Origin of the sequence: Flavobacterium sp. 140616W15 (assembly GCF_003668995.1) — a bacterium.
Lineage (GTDB): Bacteria > Bacteroidota > Bacteroidia > Flavobacteriales > Flavobacteriaceae > Flavobacterium.
This window is the reverse complement of sequence record NZ_CP033068.1, coordinates 2,994,834-3,020,595: the sequence shown is the minus strand read 5'-3', so window position 1 is coordinate 3,020,595 and position 25,762 is coordinate 2,994,834. Positions and strand designations below refer to the sequence as shown.

Sequence of the window (25,762 nt, the reverse complement as noted above, 5' to 3'; positions counted from 1 at the left end):
AAAAAAAGTAAGTGCTATGGGAACTAAAAAAGAGATATTGACAAAAGATAAAATTGTTTCTTTATATATGAATTACGTTTTGGAACATGGACAAAATCCTAAATCGGTTTTTCATTTTGCCAAAGCAAATGATTTCGAAGAGGCTGAATTTTATACTTTTTTTGGAACATTTGAAGGATTAGAAAAAGAAATTTTTAATCTGTTTTTCAAGAACACACTTGAATTACTAGATAAAAACCCAGAGTACCAAGAGTATGATATGAAGAATAAAATGCTCAGTTTTTATTTTACTTTTTTCGAATTGCTAACTGCAAATCGTAGTTATGTTGTTCAAGCTTTGAAAAGCAATTCCAACCCAATAAAAAACTTAGTAAAATTAACTACACTTCGCGATAGTTTCAAAAAATATATCAGTTCAATTATAACCGATGATTATCGAGTTCAGCAAGAGAAGCTTCAAAATTTTCAGGAAAAAGCAATTCAGGAAACCGCATGGATGCAACTTTTGCTTACGCTTAAATTTTGGGTAGATGATGCATCTCCAGCTTTTGAAAAAACGGATCTTTTTATTGAGAAATCTGTAAATGTATCTTTTGAATTGATGAATGTAGCGCCAATGAATCATTTACTGGATTTTGGCAAATTTATTTTTAAAGAAAAAATATATAGCAAACAATGAAAACCATCGACTATATCCCAACTTCCAAGATAGAAAGGGCGAGCAAACTTGTTCAAACAGGAGCAAAAATTGGAGTGAATTATTTAAAGTACTACGGAGAAAAAATTGTAAACCCAGAAATAACCCGCGATAAATTAAATGAAAATAATGCCGAAGATATTTATGATGGGCTCAAAAGCCTAAAAGGAAGTGCACTTAAAGTAGCACAGATGTTAAGCATGGACAAGAATTTCTTACCACAAGCCTATGTAGAAAAATTTTCTTTATCGCAATTTTCAGTTCCGCCATTATCTGCGCCATTAGTATTAAAAACGTTTAAAACTAATTTTGGTAAAACTCCCTATGAAATTTTTGATGAGTTTAATCCCAATTCTGTAAATGCAGCAAGTATCGGTCAGGTGCATTTAGCTGTAAAAGATGGAAAGAAACTAGCCGTAAAAATTCAATATCCAGGAGTTGCCAATAGTATTTCTTCCGATTTGGCTTTGGTAAAGCCCATGGCAATAAGAATGTTTAACCTACAAGGAAAAGATTCAGATAAATATTTTAAAGAAGTAGAAGATAAGTTGATTGAAGAAACTAACTATTTATTAGAATTGCAACAGAGCCAAGAAGTGGTAAATGCTTGTAAAAAGATAGAAAATCTGGTCTTTCCTAACTATTATCCAGACTTTTCTTCAGAGAAAATCATCACTATGGATTGGATGGCAGGAATTCATCTTTCAGAATATACAGTAAAGCCCCACAGCCAAGATGAATTAAATACAATTGGACAGGCACTTTGGGATTTTTATATGTACCAAATTCATATTTTGCGAAAAGTTCATGCTGATCCTCATCCTGGTAATTTCCTGGTAAATGATAAAAACCAGTTGGTAGCTTTAGATTTTGGATGTATGAAACAAATTCCAAATGACTTTTATGTACCCTATTTTGAGTTAATCAATAAAGAAGTGATAACTGACGAGAAGCTTTTTAATGAGAAATTATTCGAATTAGAAATTCTGAGAACAGATGATACCAAGGAAGAAATTGAATATTTCACAGGAATGTTCCATGATTTATTATCGTTATTCACAAAACCATTCCAATCAGATACATTCGATTTTTCTGATGAAGAATTTTTTAATAATATAGCCAAGTTGGGAGAACGATTCTCAAAAGACACAAACCTTAAAAAGATGAACGGAAATCGTGGTTCAAAACATTTTATATATATGAATAGAACATTCTTCGGATTATATAATTTAATGTTCGATTTAAAAGCCAAGATTGAAGTAAATAATTATCAGATATATTAGTTCCAGCTTCCCGGTAGCTATCGGGATACTATATCTCTTGTGTTGAACACCAACACAAGAGCATGCCGTTTCCATCTGGGCTAGAAACGACAAAAAATAAAGCCTCTGTCAAAGTTTAAACTCTGACAGAGACTTTAAGATTTAGATTTTAATTAAAAAAGCTATCTCAGAATTCCTTTTTTATAAGTTGCTATAGCACGATCTCTAGCAAAAGCATGGTCAATCATCGGTTCATTGTACCCTAAATCAAATTCAGGAATCCATTTTCGGATATAAATTCCCTTCTCATCAAACTTCTTAAGCTGAATTTCTGGGTTAAAAACTCTAAAATACGGAGCAGCATCACAACCCGTTCCAGCAGCCCATTGCCAATTACCAACATTAGAGGCCAATTCATAATCAAGTAATTTTTCGGCAAAGTAAGCTTCGCCCCATTGCCAGCTAATTAATAAGTGCTTGCATAAAAAACTGGCAACAACCATTCGAACCCGATTGTGCATATATCCCGTTTCATTAAGTTGGCGCATTCCAGCATCGACCATAGGATATCCAGTAGTTCCAGTACACCAGCGTTTAAAGTCGTTTTCGTTATTTAACCATTGAATACCATCATATGCGGATTTAAAATTATGGTTAACGACATTTGGAAAACTAAATAAAATTTGAATAAAAAACTCCCTCCATATTAATTCACTCAAGAAAACCTGATTTGTCTGAGCAGCCCAGTTTACTAATTTTCGAATACTAACAGTACCAAAACGTAAATGAGGTGAAAGATAAGAGGTTGAATCTAACGCAGGAAAATCTCTTGTTTCTTGATAATTCGAAATGTTTTTTAGATTATGAGGAAGTACTTTAATCGTACTTTTTTCAAACCCAATTTGGTTTATTGTTGGGAATACAAATTGACTTTTATAAAAATTAGAAAAAAGACTTGCCGTATTATATTCTTCGGCTTGACCTAAAATTTTATATTTTTCTAACCATTTATTTTTATAAGGAGTATATATAGTATAAGGTAAGCCATCAGATTTTGTGATTTCTTTTTCCTCAAATATCACATGATCTTTATATAAATGTACCGAAGTGTTATTTTTTTTAATAAATCAGAGATTGTTAAATCTCTTTTTATAGCATAAGGCTCATAATCTTTATTGAGAAAAACTTCCTGAATATCGAATTCTTCGATGAGAGATTGCCAGATATTATTAGTTTCCCCTTTTTTAATTAAAAGAGAGCTTCCAATAGTATTCAATTCAGTATTAATTTTTTCTAGAGAATCGTATATAAAACTCACTCTTGAATCGTCTTTAGGCAAGCTCTCAAGAATTGCCTCATCAAAAATAAACAAAGGAATAACTGGAAAATTAGATTCAAGGGCATGAAACAATCCGCGATTATCATCTAAACGCAAATCGCGTCGAAACCAGAATAGACTAACTTTTTGTTTGTTCATTATTTAGTATTAAAAATTTCTTCAACCTTTTTGTGGCGATATTCGAAAATTGTTTTCAGTTCATTTCTCACAACAAGAGCATTCATGATGCGTCCGATAAAACCTAGCGGAAGAGCATAATGTACAATATCTGTCATTTGAGTTCCATTAGCTGTAGCTTCAAAAAAATGTTTGTGATGCCATAAAGTATAGGGGCCAAAACGTTGTTCGTCTATGAAATAACTGTTTTCCTTTACTACAGTAATTTCAGTCATCCAGTTTAATTTAATCCCTAAAAGCGGAGTGATTTTATATTGAATGATTTGTCCAGCATACATTAATTTGTCATCATAATCGGTAACTTCAAATCCCATTGACTTAGGAGTAATTATCTGAAGGTTTTTAGGATTAGAAAAAAAAGACCAGCATTCTTCTAAACTCGTATTGATATGCTGAACAGATTCTTTTTTATATACTTTCATGATTCATGATTAGATTTTGTAGTATTTAAACGGAACGAATAGCATTCCAAAACATTCACCATGTTCCTTGTCTAAGTGTTTATGATGTGCTTTATGCGCTTTTCTTAATCCAATGAGGTATTTGTTTTTGGTGTTTTTAAACCATTTAAAGCGTTGATGAATCAATACATCATGTACCATAAAGTAGCAAAATCCATAAAAAGTTAATCCCAGACCGATAAAAAATAAGTAATTGATACCATCTATAGTTCCAAAATAGAATAGTAAAATACTCGGGATTGCAAAAATTACAAAGAAAATATCATTTCGTTCAAATACATTTGTGTATTTAGGTTGATGATGATCAGAATGAAAATACCACATAAAACCATGCATAACAAATTTGTGAGTACACCAAGTGACACATTCCATGAAGAGAAATACACCTATAAAAATTAAAAAGGAAACCATTGTTGTGTTTTTTTTGTTAGAAGTTATACCATTCTTAGTTTATATGAAACAAAAGACTTGGCTAGTAATCCAGCTTTTGAATAATTAGAAACTCGAATTCTTTCATTGCCTATCTCATGGTAAGGAGTGTTTTCTAGTTTCTTTAAAAGCTTTTTGTAATAGATATAAGCAGTATATACTCCAAACTTAGCTTCAACAGGAAGTTTTACAATTCCCTGATAGGCTATTCTAAAATCTTCTTCAATTTCTTCTATGATTTTATTTTTTGAATTTTCATCAAATGAGTTTAAATCGATTCCTGGAAAATAGTTCCTGTTTAAAATTAGATTATCATCTTTTAAGTCTCGTAAAAAATTTACCTTTTGAAAAGCGGTGCCCAATCGCATTGCTTCCATTTTTAATGTTTCATATTTTGAATCGCTACCAGAAACAAAAACTTTAAGACACATTAAGCCTACAACATCTGCAGAACCATAAATATAATCTTCAATTTCTTCTTTATTATAGTCCGTTTTGATTAAATCTTGTCGCATACTTTTTAAAAAAGACTGAATTAAATCATCAGTAATATTATACTTTTTTACGGTTTGTTGAAAAGAATTTAAAATAGGATTAAGACTTATATCAGTTGCTATTGCTTTATAGTATTCTTTTTCGAAATCATCGATTAGAAACTTTTTATCAAATCCATGAAACGAATCTACAATTTCATCAGCAAAACGGACAAAGCCATAGATACTGTAAATAGCATCTCTTATGCTTGGAGCTAACATATATACAGCCAAGGAGAAAGAAGTACTGTAGCTTTGGGTTACCAGTTTGCTACATTTAAACGAGACATTATCAAATAACTGTTTCATATTTTTATGATGAAAAGGATTTGTTTATTAATTCGGATACTAGTTTTCCCGATATCAAAGCAGGAGGTACGCCAGGTCCTGGAACAGTTAATTGCCCAGTAAAGTATAAATTTTTTACTTTCTTGCTTTTTAGTTTAGGTCTTAAAAATGCAGTTTGTAATAGGGTATTTGCCATTCCGTATGCATTTCCTTTATAAGCATTGTAATCTTCGATAAAGTCATTTTTGCAAAAAGACTTCTTAAATATAATATTATTTTTAATAGATTGTTGAGTGATAGTTTCAAAACGAGTAATTATTTTCTCAAAATATTCTTCACGAAGTACTTCAGTGTCTTCTATTCCAGGTGCTAGTGGAACTAGAAAAAAACCACTTTCCATTCCTTCAGGAGCTGCTGTTGTATCTGTCACTGATGGGAAGTTAGCATAGAATAAAGGAGCTTCAGGCCACTTAGGTTCGTCATAAATATCCATGGCATGTTGGTTGAAATCTACATCGAAGAATAAAGCATGATGCGAAATGTTTTGAATTTTTTTATCAAATCCAATATAAAATAGAAGAGAAGAAGGAGCAAAAACACGGCTTTCCCAATAAGAGTCCGAATAGGCTCGATGTTCTTTGTCTAATAAAGTTTCAGTATGTTGGTAATCGGCACCACTTAATATTATATCTGCAGTAATAATTTCATCATTAATAATTAATCCAGTTGCGATATTATTTTTGACTATGATTTTATCAATGTTAGAATTGGTTTGAATAGTAACTCCAAGTCCTTTGGCTAGACTTTCGATACCGCGTACAACATCATACATCCCCGTTTTAGGATGCCAGGTTCCTAATCCGAAATCAGCATAGTTCATGAAATTGTAGAAAGAAGGAGTCTTAGATGGTTTAGCACCAAGAAATAAAACTGGAAATTCAAGAATTTGAATCAGCCTTTGGTCTTTAAATTTCTTGCGAATGTCTTTACTTACTGTTCCAAAAAACTGACTTAATTTTTGTGTAGTTTCAAGAGTGATCAATTCTAAAGCAGAAACACCTGGACGATACACTAATTTTTTTATGGCAATGTCATAGTTGCTTTTAGCTTTCGATATGTAATCAACTAATTTTTTACCACTCCCTTTCTCTATAGATTCAAAAGTTGCTGCAATTTCGTTTAAATTATCAGTGATAGTCATAAATTCATTAACTCCAAAATATATACGATATGCTGGATTGAGCTTTATTAATTGATAATAGTCACTTGTTTTTTTATCAAAATCACTAAAGAAATTTTCAAATACATCGGGCATCCAATACCAGCTTGGACCCATGTCAAAAGTAAAACCATTACTTTTTAGTTGTCTAGCTCTACCACCTATAGATGCATTTTTTTCATAAATAGTTACGTCATAACCTTGCTTAGCTAGATAGCATGAGGCGGCTAAAGACGAAAAACCGGAACCAATAATTGAGATTGTTTTCTTCATTTGTTTAACAAAAATACAAAATAATTAAACAAAATAATTATATCTGCATCACTAATTTTTCTATAGAGTTAAAAATGTGTACTCTTTGGTCTAGGTTTTCTGACTCAATGTGCTCAACCACTTTGCCAATCAACCATATCTCGTTGGATTTATTTAGTAACTCAGAACTCATATTTTTTACATATTGATTGACTATTGTGCGATCTGGTTGGGTTGTGAGGTAGGAAACAAAAGTGATGTTGTTGAAATGATTGTTAAGTTCTTTTAGATTTTCTATAGGCATGCTTTCACCTAAGTAAATTGTTTTATAGCCTTGAAGAAGTATCTCGTATTGTATATACATTAATCCTAGTTCATGAATTTCATTCATTGGTAATGAAAGAACGTATATTCTATCATTTTTTGTTGGCTTTTGAACTTGAAGTTTCTCGGTATTTATATGTAGCTTTTGTTTTATCAAGTTAGATATAAAATGTTCATGAGCAGGAGTTATAGTATCGGATTGCCATAATAAGCCCAACTCATTTAATAAAGGGATGAATACTTGTTGAAAGATTTCCTTAAAAGATTTCTCAGTAGTCAGCCAATTAAAAGTATTGAAAAATGATTCTTGATCAAAATTCATCATTGCCATTTTGAATGAACTGATTGCATGATTTTTTGCATTCTTATTAGAAATGATTTCTCTAACTAATTGTGGAATCTTGTCTTGTGGATAGGTTGCTATTTTTGAGATCTTATAACCATATTCATGTAGTAATGTAATGTTTAGTAGTTTTTGTAAACTGGCTAAATTATACAGGCGAATATTGGTGTCAGTACGCATAGGTTCAAGAATGTTGTATCTCTTTTCCCAAATGCGAATGGTGTGTGCCTTAATTCCAGAAAGGTTTTCAAGGTCTTTTATGCTAAAAACACTTTTTATATTGTTTATCATTAATTGATATTTAATAAACAAATTTAGTTTAATTTCTATAAATATGCTTAAAATTAGAAATTTATCATTTTTAGTCTATTCAAGATTAACAGCCTGATGAGAGTTGAGTTTGTCTAAATGTAATATAGTTTTGGTGTTATCTCTATTTCGATTGTACATTGGGATAAATTTAGCTCCGTATATAACCTCTTTGAAGGTGTAAGAAGTTCTTGCTGCTACAGTATTGCTATACGTGTCATCAAATGTTTTAATGAATACCAATATTTCTCCATGAATAGAGGAGAAGTCATCTTTTGTGAATTTATATAAAGGGCTTTTTTCTGTTATAGGATGGACTAATGTCCAGCTTAGTGTAAGGGCATTTATTTGTTTTAATTCTAATTCTAGAGAATAAAATTTATTAGTCTTTATGGTGTTTTCTTCAACGGTTATTCCTAAAGTGATTTTTGCTTCTGCATCAGTAAAGTTTGTATTTTTAAAAGGAACAAGGCGAATCATCAAAGCTTTGTGATCTCCGTAAGGGCTAATTAAAGCATTATGAGAGAATTTAAGAAATGCAGTTGGTCTGCTAAATCTACCAAAAAATAGTCCAGTTGCAATAGCAAAGCTCAATAATCCTATTAATGCTTCAGCTGCAGATAGAGAGCTTGTTAGGAATCCTGTAGGGCTGATATGTCCGTAGCCTACGGTTGTGAAGGTTTGTGCGCTAAAAAAATAAGCTTGTCCGAATTTTGACCATCCGCTTTGAGATGTAACAATTCCGTCTAGGTGTTCAATGCCAATTGCATAATAGGCAATCGCAAAAATAAAATTGATAGCGATATAAAAGGAAAATAAAATAAGCATAAACTTCCATGTGGGCATATCGATCATAGTGTGGTACCAGCTAATGCGACGTAGTAAATGCATTCCTCGTTTTTCAATATTTGGAGAGCCATCCTTATTTACAAAACGGCCTCCGTAATTGTTAGAGTTAGTTCCAAAACCTGAGTTCTTATCGGTTTCGGCTTTAGTATTTATCTTTTTTAATATTGACATATTTTTTATATCGAATAAGTTTGAACTAAATTAAATTGACCGCCGAATATCCTATCAAATATAAGGATAAGTTAGGATACAAAAAAAACACCCAACTCTTGCTTTGTGAAAAGAAAAGTTGGGTGCTTCTTAGTGATTTTTTATTTGCAGAAAGTAGCTTTGTTTTTGCTAGCGCTTCTGCTACCTAATTCTATTGCTTTGGTAAAATCTTTACAGGCATTTTTCTTGTCTTGGATTTGGGTGTAACAAGTGCCTCTTAAGTTATAGGCTATGTAGTCTTTAGGATTTAAAGCAATCGAAGAAGTGCAGTCTTTAATGGCTGCTTGAAAGTCTTTTAATTTGTAATTTACATTAGCTCTTCCAGTAAAAGCATCTGCATTCATAGGGTCTAATTCAATAGTTTTGTTAAAGTCGGAAAGAGCTCCCTTGGTGTCGTTTAGTTTTAGTTTGGCAACACCTCTGTTCTGATATGCTTCAGTAAAGTTTGCTTTTAGTTTAATAGCTTTATTATAATCAGCTATTGCGCCTTTTGTATTTCCGTTTTCGGCTTTTCTTATGGCTTGGTCAAAATAATCAGATCCAGATTGGCTCCAGCATATGCTAGTTGCTAAAAATAATAAAATAAGTAATGATTGTTTCATGAAAAATAATTAGTAGGTTTAGATTGTTTAACGTGATTTTGGGTTGTTTATTATGGGAAAAAAGAAAGTATTATTTGGTATTCTCTCTTTTTTGTTTTTAGCTAATTTTGATTTTTAATTGAGATTTATCTCTTTAAGATTTCTATAAAGCTAAAAAAGGGTCAAGTAAAAATTACTTGACCCTTTGTGACCCGACTGGGGCTCGAACCCAGGACCCCATCATTAAAAGTGATGTGCTCTACCAACTGAGCTATCGAGTCGTTATTGACATTGCTATATTCTGTTTAATCACAAAATTTGTGACCCGACTGGGGCTCGAACCCAGGACCCCATCATTAAAAGTGATGTGCTCTACCAACTGAGCTATCGAGTCATTACTATCAATGCAATAGTAGTGTATGTATGTATAAAATTTGTGACCCGACTGGGGCTCGAACCCAGGACCCCATCATTAAAAGTGATGTGCTCTACCAACTGAGCTATCGAGTCATTATTTCAATAAATTATTATATTTGATCACAAATTTTGTGACCACGGTGGGATTTGAACCCACACGCCCTTTCGAGCACCACCCCCTCAAGATGGCAAGTCTACCGTTTCTCCACGTGGCCAAAAAAAAAAGGCCAAGTAAGAGTTTACTCAACCTTCTGTGACCCGACTGGGGCTCGAACCCAGGACCCCATCATTAAAAGTGATGTGCTCTACCAACTGAGCTATCGAGTCTTGCTATCAAGGAAAGTTTTATATTTGATCACGAATCTTGTGACCCGACTGGGGCTCGAACCCAGGACCCCATCATTAAAAGTGATGTGCTCTACCAACTGAGCTATCGAGTCATATTCTTTCCTTGAATGCGGGTGCAAATATAAGGAGTTATTTTCGAAGTTTCCAAGCATTTTTATTATAAATTTGTCTTTTTTTTGGAAAAAATTCCAATGGCTTAGTTTATAAGGTTTTATTAGTATGAAAAAAATTGTATTGTTAGGGTATATGGGTTGCGGTAAGTCAACAATTGCTCAGAAATTATCGAAAATCACAGAAATTCCTTTTTTGGATTTAGACAAATGCATCGAAAATAAGGTTAATTTAACCATAAATGAGATTTTTGATAAGCATGGAGAGATTTATTTTAGGAAATTAGAGCATGAAACATTTGTAGAATTGCTCCAATCTCCCGAAGAAATTATTATAGGCTTAGGAGGAGGGACTCCATGTTATGCTAATAATCATGAATTATTGAATAAAGAAGGGGTGATTTCTATTTATTTAAAAGCGTCTATCGATACATTATATGGACGTTTACTTCATAATAAGAGTAAACGCCCACTTATTGCTGATAAAAATGAGGAGGAGATGAGAGAGTTTATAGCTACACATCTTTTTGAAAGAAGTTTTTATTACAATCAAGCCAAGTATAAGGTGAGTGTAGATGAGAAGACTATAGATGAAACGATTTCTGATATTCTTGAGCTTTTAGCTTAAGAAGGCATAATTGTTATTGTTGTCGTCAAATACAACTTGTACGTGTTCTAATAAAGATGTTGAAAGAGATATTCCTTTAAAGTCAGCTTTTACAGGGTATTTCTTGTGATTTCTGTCAACTAGTACGGCAGTTTTGAATTTTTTTAGTGGAACATCTAGGAAATGACGAACAGCATATATTAATGTGGTTCCTGAGTTTAATACGTCATCTACAAGAACTAATCCTTTGTTGGCGTATTGCTCTTTAGTTAGAGATGTGTTTATAGGGGATTCGGGTTTTTGTTTGTTTATCTGTACTTCGCAAAGAGATACTTTAATAGAAGAAATAGATTCTAGTGCTATTGCTAGTTTCTTAGCGAATATAAAGCCGTTAGATGCGATGCCAGCAATTACAATTTCATCATCCTCTACAAAAGTTTCATATATTTGGTAGGCAATCCGTTTAATTTTATGTTCGATTTCTTGATTCGTTAAGATGATGTTTTTGCTCATTGTAGTTTTTTTTAAAATAATAAAATTAAGTGTGTCTGGTTAAGGTGTTATTCAGTTTCGTCTTCGTCGTTAGTGATGTCGTTTCCAAATTCATCAATATCCCTACGATCCTTTTTGGTTGGTCTTCCTGTTCCGTTTTTTCGGTAATGTTCTTTGGATAGTTTTAGTAATTCCAAATGAGCATATGCTTCAGCAGGAGTTTCGTTCTTTCTGTATATGTCAACAAGTTTTGCGCCAACCCTATTTTCAGGGATGTCTAGTACAGTTATAATTTGAGTAATTTGATCTTTTCGAAATGTAATTTTGTCAGTCGGAAAAACCTCCTTTGAAGGTTTCGCTACTTGTCCATTTACTGTGACATGGTTCTTTTTGCATGCCTCGGTGACCAGATTTCGAGTCTTATAATAACGCACGCACCATAGGTATTTATCTATTCTCATAAATTTTCAAAAATCGGAGTTAAATTGTTTACAAAAATAAATCAATATTGTATCTTGCGCACCTAAAAAATCAATAATAATGAACAAAATTAAATATTATTTTATATTAACAGTTGTGTCACTCTCTTTGTTTTCTTGTTCTAAAAGTGATAATAATAGTGAAGTTGTGCCTTTAAGAGATTATGCAGTCCAATATGCTACTGAACTTGCTGATATTGAAGATTATTTAAAAGCTAATTATATTACAGTTGTAGATCATGCGGGTTTTCCAGATGATCAGGATGTTACTATTACTGCGATTCCTCCAGGTGGTGTTCAAAAATCTATTTGGGAACAGAAGACTTATGAGCTTAAATATAGAGAAGTTAGTCTTAGTGGTGTTCTTCATAAAACTTACTTTTTAGTTTTAAGAAAAGGTGTGGGTGATTCTCCAGCAAATACAGATGCTGTTTTTACATCTTACACGGGTAAATACTTGGAGAGAGTCGCTAATGAAGGGGGTGTTGGTACTTTTGTTAAGTCAACTGATTTTCCAGGTGAGAAATTTCCTCAAGACTTTTTTGAATTATATGGTACAGGAATTATAGCAGGATGGGGTGAGATTTTTCCTCAATTCAAAGAAGGGACGTCTTCGTTAAATAATGATGGTTCGGTGAGATATGAGAATTTTGGGGCTGGAGTAATGTTTTTACCTTCTAGGTTAGCTTATTATGCTACGGGTAAAGATGTGATTCCTTCATATGCTCCATTGGTTTTTAGTTTTAAATTGTATGGGATTAAAAGATTAGATCATGATGGGGATGGTATTCCTGATTGGAAAGAAGATCATGATAATGATGGTTATATGTATGATTTTAGAAATGCATTTAATTATCCAGTGCCTCCACTTGTTAATATAGATGATACAGATAAAGATGGAATCCCTGACTTCTTGGATGTCGATGATGATGGGGATTATATCGCAACGAAAGTTGAAATTAAAGACCCGAGTACAGGTAAGCCTTATCCGTTTGATTCTATTCCAGTCTGTACTCCTTCAGGAAAGAAAAATTATTTAGATCCTTCTTGTTATCCTGGTAGTAAGTAATCAGGATGCGAAAAATATTTAAGCGGCTACTATATATAGTAGCCGCTTTTTTTTTGTATCCTAGTATAATAGGAGTAATATTCTGTTATTAATATATAAGAGAAGTTTTTTCGGGAGCACTTTCCTGCTATCCGCTCCAATCTTACCTTTTTTAAAGGAAAAAGGCTAAGGATTTCCTCTTTTATCAGGGTTAGGGAGTTCTAAATCTGCTGAATCAGCCAAATCTGCGAGAAACAAGAACCCGAAATCCCAGCAAAACCGAGCAAAAACAAGAGAAGAAGAGTTTAGCAAGTAGAAAAATCTTAGAAAACCCAAAAACACCGAAGCAGTAAGATGTGAGTTATCAATGTGTTAAGAAATAAACGTAAAATAAACCCAAAAATGCAATCGAAAAGTATTGTTTATCTATAAAAAGGTGGTAGTTTTGCACCCGCAACAAACAAGACGTTCACTGATACACTGGCAAGCAAAACAATCGGATTTAGAAACGAAAGTTTCTAAAAAAAAGATTAAAAAAAGCTTGTGAGTTTGGAAAACGAAAGTTACATTTGTACCCCGCAAAACAACGGAAGTTCCTTGAAATACTGCTAAGAAAAACGAAGAAAACGGAAGCGAAAGTTTCTAAAAAAACTTCAAAAAAATCTTGCCAGTTAAAAAGGAGTTCATTACTTTTGCACCCGCTTTGAGAAACAAGCGAACAAAATAAGTAGACAAGTTCTTAGACATATTGAATTGACAGCCGTTTCGAAAGAGATTTCGAAACAAAGAATAAAGAGTAATAGAATCGCAAGATTTGAATATAACCGATAGAATCTGAAGTCGCAATATAATATAAAAAATATACGATGAAGAGTTTGATCCTGGCTCAGGATGAACGCTAGCGGCAGGCTTAACACATGCAAGTCGAGGGGTATGCTTCTTCGGAAGTAGAGACCGGCGCACGGGTGCGTAACGCGTATGCAATCTACCTTTTACAGAGGGATAGCCCAGAGAAATTTGGATTAATACCTCATAGTATTATGAAATGGCATCATTTTATAATTAAAGTCACAACGGTAAAAGATGAGCATGCGTCCCATTAGCTAGTTGGTAAGGTAACGGCTTACCAAGGCTACGATGGGTAGGGGTCCTGAGAGGGAGATCCCCCACACTGGTACTGAGACACGGACCAGACTCCTACGGGAGGCAGCAGTGAGGAATATTGGACAATGGGCGCAAGCCTGATCCAGCCATGCCGCGTGCAGGATGACGGTCCTATGGATTGTAAACTGCTTTTATACAGGAAGAAACCCTGGTTCGTGAACCAGCTTGACGGTACTGTAAGAATAAGGATCGGCTAACTCCGTGCCAGCAGCCGCGGTAATACGGAGGATCCAAGCGTTATCCGGAATCATTGGGTTTAAAGGGTCCGTAGGCGGTTTAATAAGTCAGTGGTGAAAGCCCATCGCTCAACGGTGGAACGGCCATTGATACTGTTAAACTTGAATTATTAGGAAGTAACTAGAATATGTAGTGTAGCGGTGAAATGCTTAGAGATTACATGGAATACCAATTGCGAAGGCAGGTTACTACTAATTGATTGACGCTGATGGACGAAAGCGTGGGTAGCGAACAGGATTAGATACCCTGGTAGTCCACGCCGTAAACGATGGATACTAGCTGTTGGGAGCAATCTCAGTGGCTAAGCGAAAGTGATAAGTATCCCACCTGGGGAGTACGTTCGCAAGAATGAAACTCAAAGGAATTGACGGGGGCCCGCACAAGCGGTGGAGCATGTGGTTTAATTCGATGATACGCGAGGAACCTTACCAAGGCTTAAATGTAGTTTGACCGATTTGGAAACAGATTTTTCGCAAGACAAATTACAAGGTGCTGCATGGTTGTCGTCAGCTCGTGCCGTGAGGTGTCAGGTTAAGTCCTATAACGAGCGCAACCCCTGTTGTTAGTTGCCAGCGAGTCATGTCGGGAACTCTAACAAGACTGCCAGTGCAAACTGTGAGGAAGGTGGGGATGACGTCAAATCATCACGGCCCTTACGCCTTGGGCTACACACGTGCTACAATGGCCGGTACAGAGAGCAGCCACTGGGCGACCAGGAGCGAATCTATAAAACCGGTCACAGTTCGGATCGGAGTCTGCAACTCGACTCCGTGAAGCTGGAATCGCTAGTAATCGGATATCAGCCATGATCCGGTGAATACGTTCCCGGGCCTTGTACACACCGCCCGTCAAGCCATGGAAGCTGGGGGTGCCTGAAGTCGGTGACCGCAAGGAGCTGCCTAGGGTAAAACTGGTAACTAGGGCTAAGTCGTAACAAGGTAGCCGTACCGGAAGGTGCGGCTGGAACACCTCCTTTCTAGAGCCCTATATGTTAGCAGTAATGCACGTTAGGGAAAGAAGACGAAAGATTTTAAAGGTTCATCTCTAAAGATTATATTACTCTGCTGTTAGTTCAAATAATAAATTTAAGTAAAAACAGAGTCTCGTAGCTCAGCTGGTTAGAGTACTACACTGATAATGTAGGGGTCGGCAGTTCGAGTCTGCCCGGGACTACTATTTAAACTTAAATAAAAGGAAATTTTAGAAGTTGAGCATTTATGAGCGAATTCATAACTCATAATTCATCATCATTTTAAAAATGGGGGATTAGCTCAGCTGGCTAGAGCGCCTGCCTTGCACGCAGGAGGTCAACGGTTCGACTCCGTTATTCTCCACAGATCAATCCCTTAATTGGGTGCGATAAAAGTTCATTGACATATTGAGATAAGAAAATAATAAAAAGTAGAAAGCGTTTTTATTAGCGATAATAAAAACAAAAAAAAACGGTCATATTAATTTATGATTGGTACAATAAGCAAAATAAGGGCGTATGGGGGATGCCTTGGCTCTCAGAGGCGATGAAAGGCGTGATAAGCTGCGAAAAGCTACGGGGATCGGCACACACGAATTGATCCGTAGATACCTGAATGGGGCAACCCACTATGTTGAAGACATAGTACACCGATAGGTGGGCAAACCCGCTGAACTGAAACATCTAAGTAGGCGGAGGAGAAGAAAACAAAAGTGATTCCGTAAGTAGTGGCGAGCGAACGCGGATTAGCCCAAACCAATGTTGTTACGGCAATGTTGGGGTTGTAGGACCACGATATTTGTTGCGCAAAGAATTAGAATCTACTGGAAAGTAGAACCACAGAGGGTGATAGTCCCGTATAGGTAATGAGTGTAAATGATAGTGGTATCCTGAGTAGGGCGGGGCACGTGAAACCCTGTCTGAATTTGGCGGGACCATCCGCTAAGGCTAAATACTCCTGAGAGACCGATAGTGAACCAGTACCGTGAGGGAAAGGTGAAAAGAACCGTGAATAACGGAGTGAAATAGATCCTGAAACCATACGCTTACAAGCGGTCGGAGCCCTTTCGTGGGGTGACGGCGTGCCTTTTGCATAATGAGCCTACGAGTTAACGTTGCTGGCAAGGATAAGTGGTTAAGCCACGGATCCGTAGCGAAAGCGAGTCTGAATAGGGCGCTTTAGTCAGTAGTGTTAGACGCGAAACCGTGTGATCTACCCATGGGCAGGTTGAAGCTGTGGTAACACACAGTGGAGGACCGAACCGGTTGACGTTGAAAAGTCTTCGGATGACCTGTGGGTAGGGGTGAAAGGCCAATCAAACTCGGAAATAGCTCGTACTCCCCGAAATGCATTTAGGTGCAGCGTTGTGCATAAAGTTATATAGAGGTAGAGCTACTGATTGGATGCGGGGGCTTCACCGCCTACCAATTCCTGACAAACTCCGAATGCTATATAATGTTTCACAACAGTGAGGGCTTGGGTGCTAAGGTCCAAGTCCGAGAGGGAAAGAACCCAGACCATCAGCTAAGGTCCCCAAATATATGTTAAGTTGAAAGAACGAGGTTTGTCTGCCCAGACAGCTAGGATGTTGGCTTGGAAGCAGCCATTCATTTAAAGAGTGCGTAACAGCTCACTAGTCGAGCGGACGAGCATGGATAATAATCGGGCATAAACATATTACCGAAGCTATGGATTTAGAGTTTACTCTAAGTGGTAGGGGAGCATTCTAACAGGGTTGAAGGTGTGTCGTAAGGCATGCTGGACTGGTTAGAAAAGAAAATGTAGGCATAAGTAACGATAATGCGGGCGAGAAACCCGCACACCGAAAAACTAAGGTTTCCACAGCTATGCTAATCAGCTGTGGGTTAGTCTGGTCCTAAGGCGAACCCGAAAGGGACAGTCGATGGCTAACGGGTTAATATTCCCGTACTACTAATTACTGTGATGGGGTGACGGAGTGATGAAAGCGCCGCGAACTGACGGAATAGTTCGTTGAAGTACCTACCTATAAGATCTGCAGGCAAATCCACAGATTTTGGGGAAATACGATAGTACTCGGAGACTTCGGTTGAAGAGATAGTGCGCCTAAGGGCTTCCAAGAAAAACCTCTAAACTTCAGGTAATTAGTACCAGTACCGTAAACCGACACAGGTAGTTGAGGAGAGAATCCTAAGGTGCTCGAGAGATTCATGGCTAAGGAATTAGGCAAAATAGACCTGTAACTTCGGGAGAAAGGTCGCCAGCAGCAATGCTGGCCGCAGTGAAGAGGTCCAGGCGACTGTTTATCAAAAACACAGGGCTCTGCAAAATCGTAAGATGAAGTATAGGGCCTGACACCTGCCCGGTGCTGGAAGGTTAAGAGGAGATGTTATCTTCGGAGAAGCATTGAATTGAAGCCCCAGTAAACGGCGGCCGTAACTATAACGGTCCTAAGGTAGCGAAATTCCTTGTCGGGTAAGTTCCGACCTGCACGAATGGTGTAACGATCTGGACACTGTCTCAGCCATGAGCTCGGTGAAATTGTAGTAGCGGTGAAGATGCCGCTTACCCGCAGTGGGACGAAAAGACCCTGTGCACCTTTACTATAGCTTAGTATTGACCTTGGATAAATGATGTGTAGGATAGGTTGGAGACTGTGAAGTGGCGTCGCTAGGCGTTGTGGAGTCATTGTTGAAATACAACCCTTTGTTTATCTGAGGCCTAACCCCGTTATGCGGGGGACATTGCTTGGTGGGTAGTTTGACTGGGGTGGTCGCCTCCAAAAGAGTAACGGAGGCTTCTAAAGGTTCCCTCAGTACGCTTGGTAACCGTGCGTAGAGTGCAATGGCATAAGGGAGCTTGACTGAGAGACATACAGGTCGATCAGGTACGAAAGTAGAGCATAGTGATCCGGTGGTTCCGCATGGAAGGGCCATCGCTCAAAGGATAAAAGGTACGCCGGGGATAACAGGCTGATCTCCCCCAAGAGCTCATATCGACGGGGGGGTTTGGCACCTCGATGTCGGCTCGTCACATCCTGGGGCTGGAGAAGGTCCCAAGGGTTGGGCTGTTCGCCCATTAAAGTGGCACGCGAGCTGGGTTCAGAACGTCGTGAGACAGTTCGGTCTCTATCTACTGTGGGCGCAAGAAATTTGAGTGGATCTGATTCTAGTACGAGAGGACCGAATTGGACAAACCTCTAGTGTATCTGTTGTTCCGCCAGGAGCACCGCAGAGTAGCTACGTTTGGAAGGGATAAGCGCTGAAAGCATATAAGCGCGAAACCCACCACAAGATGAGATTTCTTTTAAGGATCGTGGGAGATGACCACGTTGATAGGCTATAGATGTAAAGGCAGTAATGTCATAGTCGAGTAGTACTAATAATCCGTAAGCTTATGTACGCCTTTTCCCCCGATGCAAGTCGGGGGGAGAAACTTTCTAAAAAATTATTTTTTCTTTATCTCAGTGTGTTAAGATATTATTGTAATTATCAATTATCAATTGTTAATTTTTATTACAAAAGTTGCCTAAAGCAACTAACGACCTTAAGGTGGTTATTGCGGCGGGGCTCACCTCTTCCCATCCCGAACAGAGTAGTTAAGCCCGCCTGCGCAGATGGTACTGCAGTTATGTGGGAGAGTATGTCGTCGCCTTTCTTTAGAATCCTCATCATGAATTTGATGAGGATTTTTTTTTGTTCGAAACTTTTTAAACATAAAGAGTTAAACGCAATCCCGATAGCTATCGGGAGCAAAGGTTCGCAAAGTTTAATGACTTTGCTAGCCTTTGTGTAATCCTTTGTGCTCTTTGCGGTAAAAATTATTATGTATAAAGAGAGTTTTGCGCCTTGGTTAAGAACTAATGATGTAACTTAATAAAAAAGAATTCCTCTATATTCTTAGTGCAATTTCGTAAAATAAAATAATTTGAAATAGATTTATAAGCGTTATCGAACAAGCTTTTGGATAGTTATTCTATTGTTGTTTTGAATGGAGTGTATATTAAAGCTTATAAGTGATAATTTTGACTAGCTTTATAATTTATCGTTTTTATTACTATGATTAAAGACAAAGGCTTAAAATAAGTAATAGAAATATCTGTAAAGAGGTTACTTGAATAAGTCAAATAAAATCTTATCTCATATATAAGCATAAAAAAACCTGCTCGATTGAGCAGGTTTTGATTTTATATTATAAAAGAAATTATTTTCTTTTGATAACTCTTTCTACAGCTTCAACAATCGCTTGATTGTTTAGTTTGTATTTTTCCATTAATTGCTCAGGAGTACCAGATTCTCCGAAACTGTCATTAACTGCTACAAATTCTTGTGGAGCTGGATTGTTTAATGCTAATACTCTAGAAACACTTTCTCCTAGACCTCCAAGGATGTTATGCTCTTCAGCAGTAACAACACATTTTGTTTTAGCTAAAGATTTTAATATTGCTTCTTCATCAAGAGGTTTGATTGTGTGAATGTTAATTACCTCGGCAGAGATTCCTTTTGCTTCTAATGCTTCTGCTGCAATAAGTGCTTCCCAAACTAAATGTCCTGTAGCAACAATAGTTACATCAGTTCCTTCGTTTAGTAAAATTGCTTTTCCAATTACGAATGGCTCGTCAGCAGGTGTGAAGTTTGGTACAACTGGACGTCCGAAACGTAAATATGCTGGTCCATGGTGATCAGCTAATGCAAGTGTTGCAGCTTTAGTTTGATTGTAATCACAAGTGTTGATTACAGTCATCCCTGGTAACATTTTCATTAAGCCAATATCTTCTAATATTTGGTGTGTAGCACCATCTTCTCCAAGAGTTAATCCTGCGTGAGATGCACAAATTTTTACGTTTTTATCTGAGTAAGCTACAGATTGACGGATTTGGTCATAAACTCTTCCTGTAGAAAAGTTAGCGAAAGTTCCTGTGAAAGGAATTTTACCTCCAATTGTTAAACCTGCTGCAATTCCGATCATGTTTGCTTCAGCAATTCCGATTTGGAAAAAACGCTCTGGGTGATTTTTTTTGAAATCATCAAATTTTAATGAACCAATTAAATCAGCGCATAATGCAACAACATTTTCGTTTTTCTGACCTAATTCAGTCATTCCCGCTCCAAAACCTGAACGAGTATCTTTACTTCCTGTATTTGTGTATTTTTTCATTTTTTTGTTGCTATAAGTAATGTACTTTGTAGATAATAGGCATAAAGCTTATTATGAAAAGTATAATACTTTTTTAATAATCTGCTAAAGTTGAAATGTTTTGAGCTAATGCATTAGCTAATTGGTCGTTATTTGGTGCTTTACCATGCCAAGCATGTGTATGCATCATAAAATCTACACCGTTACCCATTTCTGTATGTAGTAAAACACAAACTGGTTTTCCTTTTCCAGTTCTTGATTTAGCATCTGCCATACCAGCTAATATAGCATCGATGTTGTTTCCTTCTTTAATATCTATAACATCCCAATCAAAAGCTTCAAATTTAGCACGAATGCTTCCCATTGCTAGTACTTCGTCTGTAGTTCCGTCGATTTGTTTTCCGTTAAGGTCAATAGTTGCAATTAGGTTATCTACTTTTTTAGCAGAAGCATACATGATAGCTTCCCAGTTTTGTCCTTCTTGTAATTCTCCATCACCATGTAGTGTATAAACAATATGATTGTCTTTGTTTAGTTTTTTGGCCTGTGCAGCTCCAATTCCTACAGATAATCCTTGTCCTAATGAACCTGAAGCAATACGTACTCCTGGTAATCCTTCGTGAGTTGTAGGGTGACCTTGTAAACGAGAGTTTAGCAATCTAAATGTTGCTAGTTCTGAAACTGGAAAATAACCGCTTCTTGCTAAAACGCTATAAAATACTGGAGAAATATGACCATTTGAAAGGAAGAAAAGATCTTCTCCGATTCCGTCCATATCAAAACCTTCTTTGCGGTCCATGATATTTTGGTATAGTGATACCAAAAATTCAGTACAACCTAAGGATCCACCTGGGTGACCTGAGTTGACTGCATGTACCATTCGAAGAATATCTCTTCTTACTTGGATAGTTAAATCGCTTAATTGTTGTGTGTTAGGCTTCATTTTATGTGTAAAAGTTAAACTATTGCAAATGTAATTTTTATTTGGTGTTAAGGCAAATGATTTTAAAGGAAATGTGGTAATTAGAGAATTGTATAATTTAGCGATTAGATAATTTTCTTTTTAGTTTTCGAATCTATAATTATCTAAAGTTCTTATGACTAAGAAGTATTAATCGTTGTTTTTTTTATGCTTAAATTAGCGAATTATTTAATTGCTTGAATTTCCTTCCAAGTGATTAATTGTATGTTGTTTTCTTTTAATTTATGCTTGCATTCTTCACTACTGAAATAATCAAAGTCTATTTGTCTCCACTCTGAGCCGAAATTAGGATGGTTTTTTGTAATACCTTGCATTTCATTGTCGTCGAATGCGGGATGAAGTAAGAAAACGTTAAATCCTGGTTTTATGTTATCTAAATATTTTTCATAAGATTCTTTCAGTTTACCTTTTTCAAAGTCGGCAAAGTTTCCGATAAGAAGATTATCTGCTAAAATAGTATGCTCATAGTTGTATTTTTTATTAGATAGGCTTATCGATTCTACAAATTGTTTGTTGATGAAAACAGGTAAATTGTACTCTTTTCCTAACTCTTTATATATTTCCAAAAACTCTGGTGATACGCCTATACTGCACATATGTGAATCAAGATGCGTAGGTTGTAGCCCGAATTGCAATGCTCTTTCGATTTGAGCACGAAGTTCTTTTTTACTTCTTCTGGTTTTGCATTATTGATTAAGTCAAGCCTAGTTTTGTAGAAGTAACCATTTTGGTCTATCAATGTTGGTATTTCATTAACGGGTAATATTGGTCCAAATTTATAATTTTCCCATTCGCAGGTAAGTGTTAAATGGATTCCGTTATCAAATTGTGGATTGTCTTTTGCGAAGTTTGCCATTTCATAAAACCACGGACAAGGTACCATGATACTATAGGAGTTTATCATTCCGTTTTGTAGTGCTTGTATTGTTGCTCTATTTTCTGAATGGGATAATCCAGCATCATCAGCATGTATGATTAATAGTTTACTGTTTTCTGGATATCCTAGTTTTTGTGATAAATTCATTCGGGTTAATCTTTGATTGTTTGTATTCAAATTTAGTAGATTTTTTTTGCATGAGGGATAATAGCGGCATCCTTTTGTGTAAGGAAATGAAACAAAAGATATAGCGAATAGCCCGACCCGAAGGGACATGTCTAAATTAATTCATAAAACATCTTTAATTTTTTGATTTATCTAATTATCTAATTTTCAAATTAGCCTATCTTTGCCGACTGAAAAACGTGTATATGAAGTTTGATTTATTACAAAAAGATCTGCAATCGAAAGCGAGAGCGGGAAGTATTACTACTGATCATGGAGTTATTGAAACTCCTATTTTTATGCCTGTTGGTACTGTAGCATCTGTTAAAGGTGTACACCAAAGAGAATTGAAAAATGATATAAATCCTGATATTATTCTAGGAAATACATACCATTTGTATTTGCGTCCACAGACTGAGATTCTTGAAAAAGCAGGTGGATTGCATAAATTTATGAATTGGGATAGGAATATTTTGACTGATTCTGGTGGATATCAAGTGTATTCATTGTCTGCTAACAGAAAAATTAAGGAGGAAGGTGTAAAGTTTAAATCGCATATTGATGGTTCTTACCATTTCTTTACTCCTGAGAATGTAATGGAAATTCAGCGTACTATTGGTGCTGATATTATTATGGCTTTTGATGAATGTACCCCATATCCTTGTGATTATCGTTATGCGCAGCGTTCGATGCATATGACTCACCGTTGGTTGGATCGTTGTATTAATCATTTAGACAAAGTGCCTTTTAAATACGGATATGAGCAAACATTCTTTCCTATTGTTCAAGGTAGTACTTATAAAGATTTACGCCGCCAGTCGGCAGAATATATAGCAAATGCAGGTCAGCAAGGTAATGCTATCGGTGGATTGTCGGTAGGAGAACCAGCTGAAGAGATGTATGCTATGACTGAAATTGTTTGTGAAATTTTACCAGAAGATAAACCTCGTTATTTAATGGGGGTTGGTACACCAATTAATATCCTGGAAAATATTGCTTTGGGTGTTGATATGTTTGATTGTGTAATGCCTACTCGTAATGCAAGAAACGGAATGTTGTTTACTGCAAATGGGTCAATTAATATCAAGAATAAAAAATGGGAAGCTGATTTCTCTCCAATTGATGAGATGGGAATCACATTTGTTGATACTGAATACACAAAAGCGTATCTGCGTCATTTGTTTGCTGCTAATGAGTATTTGGGGAAACAAATCGCTACGATTCATAATCTTGGTTTTTATATGTGGTTGGTTCGTGAGGCTAGAAAACATATCTTAGCAGGAGATTTTATGCCATGGAAAGAAATGATGGTTAAGAATATGAGTCAAAGACTATAATAAAGTTTAAAGTTTTTTTTGTTTCAAGTTTCATGTTTACGAAAGTTAACACGAAACTTGAAATATGAAACATAAAGGATATATGCTGACAATAATAGACAAATACATCTTAAAGAGATATTTAGCAACTTTTACAGTGATGTTGTTGCTTTTTATCCCAATTGGGATTGTAATTGATGTTTCGGAGAAGATTAATAAAATGCTAGAGAACAAAATTCCTTTTTTGGATATTGTTGTTTACTATTATAATTTTACTATTTATTTTGCTAATTCTCTGTTTCCGATATTTTTATTTTTATCGGTAATTTGGTTTACATCAAAATTGGCTAATAATACTGAGGTTATTGCAATACTTAGCTCAGGGATCTCTTTTTCGCGTTTCATGCGACCTTATATAATTGGTGCTTCGATTGTTTCGGTATTTGTTTTACTAATGGGATTTTATATTGTTCCAGCGGCAAGTGAAGGCTTTAATAATTTTAGGTACACATACCTTAAAGGTGGTGGGAAAGAAGCTATGCATGGTAACAATACAAATGTGTACCGACAAATAAATGATAACGAATTTATTTATGTAAATAGCTTTAATGATGTTTCCAAAACGGCTTTTAATTTTACATTAGAAAAATTTAAAGGAGAAAAGTTAGTTTCTAAAATTACTGCAAGCCGTATTCAGTGGAATCCTAAAGATAGCACATATACGATGTATGATTATACTAAAAGAACTTTGGGAGAATTAGATGATAAAATTGAGAAAGCACCAGAAAAGAAAGCCGTGTTTACTTTTGATTTAGAAGATTTGACTCCTGTGGTTTATATTGCTGAAACTTTGAGTATCGGTAAATTATATGATTTTATAGAAAAAGAGAAAAAAAGAGGTTCTGGAGATATCAATGTTTATTTGGTTGTTTTGTATAAAAAAATAAGTGTTCCAGTTTCAGCTTTTATTTTAACAATTATTGCAGTTGCTGTTTCGTCTATGAAACGCCGTGGAGGAATGGGAACAAATTTAGCTATCGGAATTGCGCTTGCTTTTGCTTTTGTGTTTTTTGATAAAATTTTCGGTACACTAGCGGAAAAATCAACTTTTTCACCATTATTCGCTGTTTGGTTTCCAAATATAGCTTTTGGAATTCTGGCGGTTTATTTATTACGAAATGCAAAACGATAAATTAAAAAGTTACTTAAGTCTTCATTTTATTGTTTTTATTTGGGGATTTACCGCTATTTTAGGAGCATTAATTACTATTAATGCAGAAGCTTTGGTTTGGTATCGAATGCTTTTGGCAGGGATTTTTTTAGGGACATTTATTGTTTTTAAAAGAGAATCATTTCGGGTTCCTGTAAAAGCCTTTTTTAAACTAATTTTTGTCGGGTTACTGATTGCTTTACATTGGATATTTTTTTTCAAAGCAATTCATGTTTCTAATGTTTCGATAACACTTTCTATATTTTCATTGGGTGCTTTTTTTGCTTCTTTATTGGAACCAATTTTTTTTGGAAGAAAAGTGTTATGGTATGAAGTTTTCTTTGGACTAATTATTATTGCTGGTTTAGCATTAATAATGCAAGTTGAAATTCAGTACTTAAACGGAATGTATTATGCTTTAGCTTCTATAATTTTAGGTGTCTTATTTACATTAATGAATGGGAAATTAATAGCAGATCATGAGCCATCGGTTATTACATTTTATGAATTTGGAGCGGGTGTTTTTTTTATATCTATTTACTTTTTATTTCAAGGTAAATTTACTGCTGATTTCTTTGAACTATCATTGAATAACTGGCTATTGATACTGCTTTTGGCTTCGGTATGTACTGCTTATGCATTTACTGCTTCAGTAAAAGTAATGAGAAAACTCACTCCTTATACTGTGATGCTTACAACTAATTTAGAGCCAGTTTACGGAATTATTTTGGCCTATTTTATTTTGGGCGGAAAAGAGAAAATGAGTACCGAATTTTATATTGGTGCAATTATAATTGTGATAACAGTTATATTAAATGGTGTTTTTAAACACTATAAAAAAGATGACAAAGTGTAATGTTTTAACTTTTTCACTCTTTATTTTTTTATACTTTAATACTAAATAAACGCGACAAACAATATAATATTTTTATATTTGCGGTTCGATTTAAA

At 35.5% G+C, this 25,762-nt stretch carries 18 protein-coding genes, 8 tRNA genes, 3 rRNA genes and 2 pseudogenes; 12 read left to right on the top strand and 19 right to left on the bottom strand.

The genetic code is table 11. From position 1 onward, the window contains the following. Positions 1–16: 16 nt before the first annotated feature. The gene (locus tag EAG11_RS12985) at positions 17–679 is read left to right on the top strand and encodes a TetR family transcriptional regulator C-terminal domain-containing protein (RefSeq protein WP_129539544.1); all 663 of its coding nucleotides are present in this window, start codon (positions 17–19) and stop codon (positions 677–679) included. Next, positions 676–1,980, top strand: coding sequence for an AarF/ABC1/UbiB kinase family protein (locus EAG11_RS12980; RefSeq protein ID WP_129539543.1), 1,305 nt, complete (start codon positions 676–678; stop codon positions 1,978–1,980). The genes EAG11_RS12985 and EAG11_RS12980 overlap by 4 nt, the downstream gene beginning before the upstream one ends. A gap of 161 nt (positions 1,981–2,141) precedes the next feature. Here the strand turns inward: EAG11_RS12980 and EAG11_RS12975 are convergent. The 14 genes and pseudogenes from EAG11_RS12975 to EAG11_RS12910 form a co-directional block, all read right to left on the bottom strand. After that, positions 2,142–3,436 (bottom strand): annotated as a pseudogene (locus tag EAG11_RS12975) (deoxyribodipyrimidine photo-lyase). After that, positions 3,436–3,897 (bottom strand): SRPBCC family protein, encoded by a 462-nt coding sequence (locus EAG11_RS12970; RefSeq protein ID WP_129539542.1) that lies wholly within the window; start codon positions 3,895–3,897, stop codon positions 3,436–3,438. Before EAG11_RS12970 ends, EAG11_RS12975 begins: the two are co-directional and overlap by 1 nt. 9 nt (positions 3,898–3,906) lie before the next feature. Continuing rightward, positions 3,907–4,347 (bottom strand): sterol desaturase family protein, encoded by a 441-nt coding sequence (locus EAG11_RS12965; protein WP_129539541.1) that lies wholly within the window; start codon positions 4,345–4,347, stop codon positions 3,907–3,909. 23 nt (positions 4,348–4,370) lie between these two features. After that, positions 4,371–5,207, bottom strand: coding sequence for a phytoene/squalene synthase family protein (locus EAG11_RS12960; RefSeq protein ID WP_129539540.1), 837 nt, complete (start codon positions 5,205–5,207; stop codon positions 4,371–4,373). Positions 5,208–5,211: 4 nt separating this feature from the next. After that, the gene (locus EAG11_RS12955) at positions 5,212–6,678 is read right to left on the bottom strand and encodes an NAD(P)/FAD-dependent oxidoreductase (RefSeq protein WP_129539539.1); all 1,467 of its coding nucleotides are present in this window, start codon (positions 6,676–6,678) and stop codon (positions 5,212–5,214) included. Between the two features lie 37 nt (positions 6,679–6,715). Then, positions 6,716–7,615, bottom strand: coding sequence for a MerR family transcriptional regulator (locus EAG11_RS12950; RefSeq protein WP_129539538.1), 900 nt, complete (start codon positions 7,613–7,615; stop codon positions 6,716–6,718). Between the two features lie 75 nt (positions 7,616–7,690). Further along, the gene (locus tag EAG11_RS12945) at positions 7,691–8,653 is read right to left on the bottom strand and encodes an ion channel (RefSeq protein ID WP_129539537.1); all 963 of its coding nucleotides are present in this window, start codon (positions 8,651–8,653) and stop codon (positions 7,691–7,693) included. 140 nt (positions 8,654–8,793) lie between these two features. Further along, entirely contained in the window at positions 8,794–9,294 is a 501-nt protein-coding gene (locus EAG11_RS12940; protein WP_129539536.1) for a tetratricopeptide repeat protein, read from the bottom strand. A gap of 187 nt (positions 9,295–9,481) precedes the next feature. Further along, positions 9,482–9,554 (bottom strand) — tRNA-Lys (locus tag EAG11_RS12935). A gap of 40 nt (positions 9,555–9,594) precedes the next feature. Beyond that, a tRNA-Lys gene (locus tag EAG11_RS12930) sits at positions 9,595–9,667 on the bottom strand. Between the two features lie 43 nt (positions 9,668–9,710). Next, positions 9,711–9,783 (bottom strand) — tRNA-Lys (locus EAG11_RS12925). Positions 9,784–9,822: 39 nt separating this feature from the next. Continuing rightward, positions 9,823–9,905, bottom strand: a tRNA-Leu gene (locus tag EAG11_RS12920). Between the two features lie 39 nt (positions 9,906–9,944). Beyond that, a tRNA-Lys gene (locus tag EAG11_RS12915) sits at positions 9,945–10,017 on the bottom strand. 40 nt (positions 10,018–10,057) lie between these two features. After that, positions 10,058–10,130 (bottom strand) — tRNA-Lys (locus tag EAG11_RS12910). Positions 10,131–10,257: 127 nt separating this feature from the next. Here EAG11_RS12910 and EAG11_RS12905 point away from each other — a divergent pair. Continuing rightward, positions 10,258–10,776 (top strand): shikimate kinase, encoded by a 519-nt coding sequence (locus EAG11_RS12905; protein ID WP_129539535.1) that lies wholly within the window; start codon positions 10,258–10,260, stop codon positions 10,774–10,776. Here EAG11_RS12905 and EAG11_RS12900 read toward each other — a convergent pair. Continuing rightward, positions 10,768–11,268 (bottom strand): phosphoribosyltransferase domain-containing protein, encoded by a 501-nt coding sequence (locus EAG11_RS12900; RefSeq protein ID WP_129539534.1) that lies wholly within the window; start codon positions 11,266–11,268, stop codon positions 10,768–10,770. The genes EAG11_RS12905 and EAG11_RS12900 overlap by 9 nt on opposite strands. 47 nt (positions 11,269–11,315) lie before the next feature. Continuing rightward, a complete protein-coding gene (locus EAG11_RS12895) occupies positions 11,316–11,708 on the bottom strand; it encodes an RNA-binding S4 domain-containing protein (protein WP_129539533.1) in 393 nt (130 codons plus the stop codon). A 79-nt stretch (positions 11,709–11,787) separates the two neighbouring features. Between EAG11_RS12895 and EAG11_RS12890 the strand changes: the two genes are divergently transcribed. The 6 genes from EAG11_RS12890 to rrf all read left to right on the top strand — a co-directional run bounded on the left by EAG11_RS12890 (position 11,788) and on the right by rrf (position 18,782). After that, complete coding sequence (locus tag EAG11_RS12890) at positions 11,788–12,795, top strand: FKBP-type peptidyl-prolyl cis-trans isomerase (RefSeq protein ID WP_129539532.1); 1,008 nt, start codon at positions 11,788–11,790, stop codon at positions 12,793–12,795. Between the two features lie 842 nt (positions 12,796–13,637). After that, positions 13,638–15,151, top strand: a 16S ribosomal RNA gene (locus EAG11_RS12885). Positions 15,152–15,274: 123 nt separating this feature from the next. After that, positions 15,275–15,348 (top strand) — tRNA-Ile (locus EAG11_RS12880). A gap of 87 nt (positions 15,349–15,435) precedes the next feature. Next, positions 15,436–15,509: transfer RNA gene (locus tag EAG11_RS12875), tRNA-Ala, on the top strand. A 134-nt stretch (positions 15,510–15,643) separates the two neighbouring features. After that, positions 15,644–18,527, top strand: a 23S ribosomal RNA gene (locus EAG11_RS12870). 145 nt (positions 18,528–18,672) lie between these two features. Then, positions 18,673–18,782: ribosomal RNA gene (gene rrf / locus EAG11_RS12865) — 5S ribosomal RNA — on the top strand. Together the 16S, 23S and 5S rRNA genes with 2 tRNA genes alongside form the textbook arrangement of a ribosomal RNA operon. A gap of 546 nt (positions 18,783–19,328) precedes the next feature. On the opposite strand, the gene EAG11_RS12860 is transcribed toward rrf, so the two are convergent. The 3 genes and pseudogenes from EAG11_RS12860 to EAG11_RS12850 all read right to left on the bottom strand — a co-directional run bounded on the left by EAG11_RS12860 (position 19,329) and on the right by EAG11_RS12850 (position 22,267). Then, positions 19,329–20,282 carry a transketolase family protein gene (locus tag EAG11_RS12860; protein ID WP_017498449.1) on the bottom strand — a complete coding sequence of 318 codons (954 nt, stop codon included), beginning with the start codon at positions 20,280–20,282 and terminating at the stop codon, positions 19,329–19,331. A 73-nt stretch (positions 20,283–20,355) separates the two neighbouring features. Beyond that, complete coding sequence (locus tag EAG11_RS12855) at positions 20,356–21,204, bottom strand: transketolase (protein WP_129539531.1); 849 nt, start codon at positions 21,202–21,204, stop codon at positions 20,356–20,358. Between the two features lie 203 nt (positions 21,205–21,407). After that, positions 21,408–22,267: pseudogene (locus tag EAG11_RS12850) on the bottom strand (polysaccharide deacetylase family protein). Positions 22,268–22,491: 224 nt separating this feature from the next. Here EAG11_RS12850 and tgt point away from each other — a divergent pair. From tgt to EAG11_RS12835, 3 genes are all read left to right on the top strand, one after another. Further along, complete coding sequence (tgt, locus tag EAG11_RS12845) at positions 22,492–23,622, top strand: tRNA guanosine(34) transglycosylase Tgt (protein WP_039116475.1); 1,131 nt, start codon at positions 22,492–22,494, stop codon at positions 23,620–23,622. Between the two features lie 82 nt (positions 23,623–23,704). Next, positions 23,705–24,793 (top strand): LptF/LptG family permease, encoded by a 1,089-nt coding sequence (locus tag EAG11_RS12840; protein ID WP_129541098.1) that lies wholly within the window; start codon positions 23,705–23,707, stop codon positions 24,791–24,793. Continuing rightward, a complete protein-coding gene (locus EAG11_RS12835; RefSeq protein ID WP_129539530.1) occupies positions 24,780–25,667 on the top strand; it encodes a DMT family transporter in 888 nt (295 codons plus the stop codon). Before EAG11_RS12840 ends, EAG11_RS12835 begins: the two co-directional genes overlap by 14 nt. Positions 25,668–25,762 lie beyond the last annotated feature (95 nt).

Coding starts and splice junctions, on each gene's coding strand:
- EAG11_RS12985 (WP_129539544.1), top strand. CDS start 17: ATGGGAACTAAAAAAGAGATATTGACAAAAGATAAAATTGTTTCTTTA.
- EAG11_RS12890 (WP_129539532.1), top strand. CDS start 11,788: ATGAACAAAATTAAATATTATTTTATATTAACAGTTGTGTCACTCTCT.
- EAG11_RS12905 (WP_129539535.1), top strand. CDS start 10,258: ATGAAAAAAATTGTATTGTTAGGGTATATGGGTTGCGGTAAGTCAACA.
- EAG11_RS12835 (WP_129539530.1), top strand. CDS start 24,780: ATGCAAAACGATAAATTAAAAAGTTACTTAAGTCTTCATTTTATTGTT.
- EAG11_RS12945 (WP_129539537.1), bottom strand. CDS start 8,653: ATGTCAATATTAAAAAAGATAAATACTAAAGCCGAAACCGATAAGAAC.
- EAG11_RS12940 (WP_129539536.1), bottom strand. CDS start 9,294: ATGAAACAATCATTACTTATTTTATTATTTTTAGCAACTAGCATATGC.
- EAG11_RS12895 (WP_129539533.1), bottom strand. CDS start 11,708: ATGAGAATAGATAAATACCTATGGTGCGTGCGTTATTATAAGACTCGA.
- EAG11_RS12950 (WP_129539538.1), bottom strand. CDS start 7,615: ATGATAAACAATATAAAAAGTGTTTTTAGCATAAAAGACCTTGAAAAC.
- EAG11_RS12855 (WP_129539531.1), bottom strand. CDS start 21,204: ATGAAGCCTAACACACAACAATTAAGCGATTTAACTATCCAAGTAAGA.
- EAG11_RS12960 (WP_129539540.1), bottom strand. CDS start 5,207: ATGAAACAGTTATTTGATAATGTCTCGTTTAAATGTAGCAAACTGGTA.
- EAG11_RS12980 (WP_129539543.1), top strand. CDS start 676: ATGAAAACCATCGACTATATCCCAACTTCCAAGATAGAAAGGGCGAGC.
- EAG11_RS12970 (WP_129539542.1), bottom strand. CDS start 3,897: ATGAAAGTATATAAAAAAGAATCTGTTCAGCATATCAATACGAGTTTA.
- EAG11_RS12900 (WP_129539534.1), bottom strand. CDS start 11,268: ATGAGCAAAAACATCATCTTAACGAATCAAGAAATCGAACATAAAATT.
- EAG11_RS12840 (WP_129541098.1), top strand. CDS start 23,705: ATGCTGACAATAATAGACAAATACATCTTAAAGAGATATTTAGCAACT.
- tgt (WP_039116475.1), top strand. CDS start 22,492: ATGAAGTTTGATTTATTACAAAAAGATCTGCAATCGAAAGCGAGAGCG.
- EAG11_RS12965 (WP_129539541.1), bottom strand. CDS start 4,347: ATGGTTTCCTTTTTAATTTTTATAGGTGTATTTCTCTTCATGGAATGT.
- EAG11_RS12860 (WP_017498449.1), bottom strand. CDS start 20,282: ATGAAAAAATACACAAATACAGGAAGTAAAGATACTCGTTCAGGTTTT.
- EAG11_RS12955 (WP_129539539.1), bottom strand. CDS start 6,678: ATGAAGAAAACAATCTCAATTATTGGTTCCGGTTTTTCGTCTTTAGCC.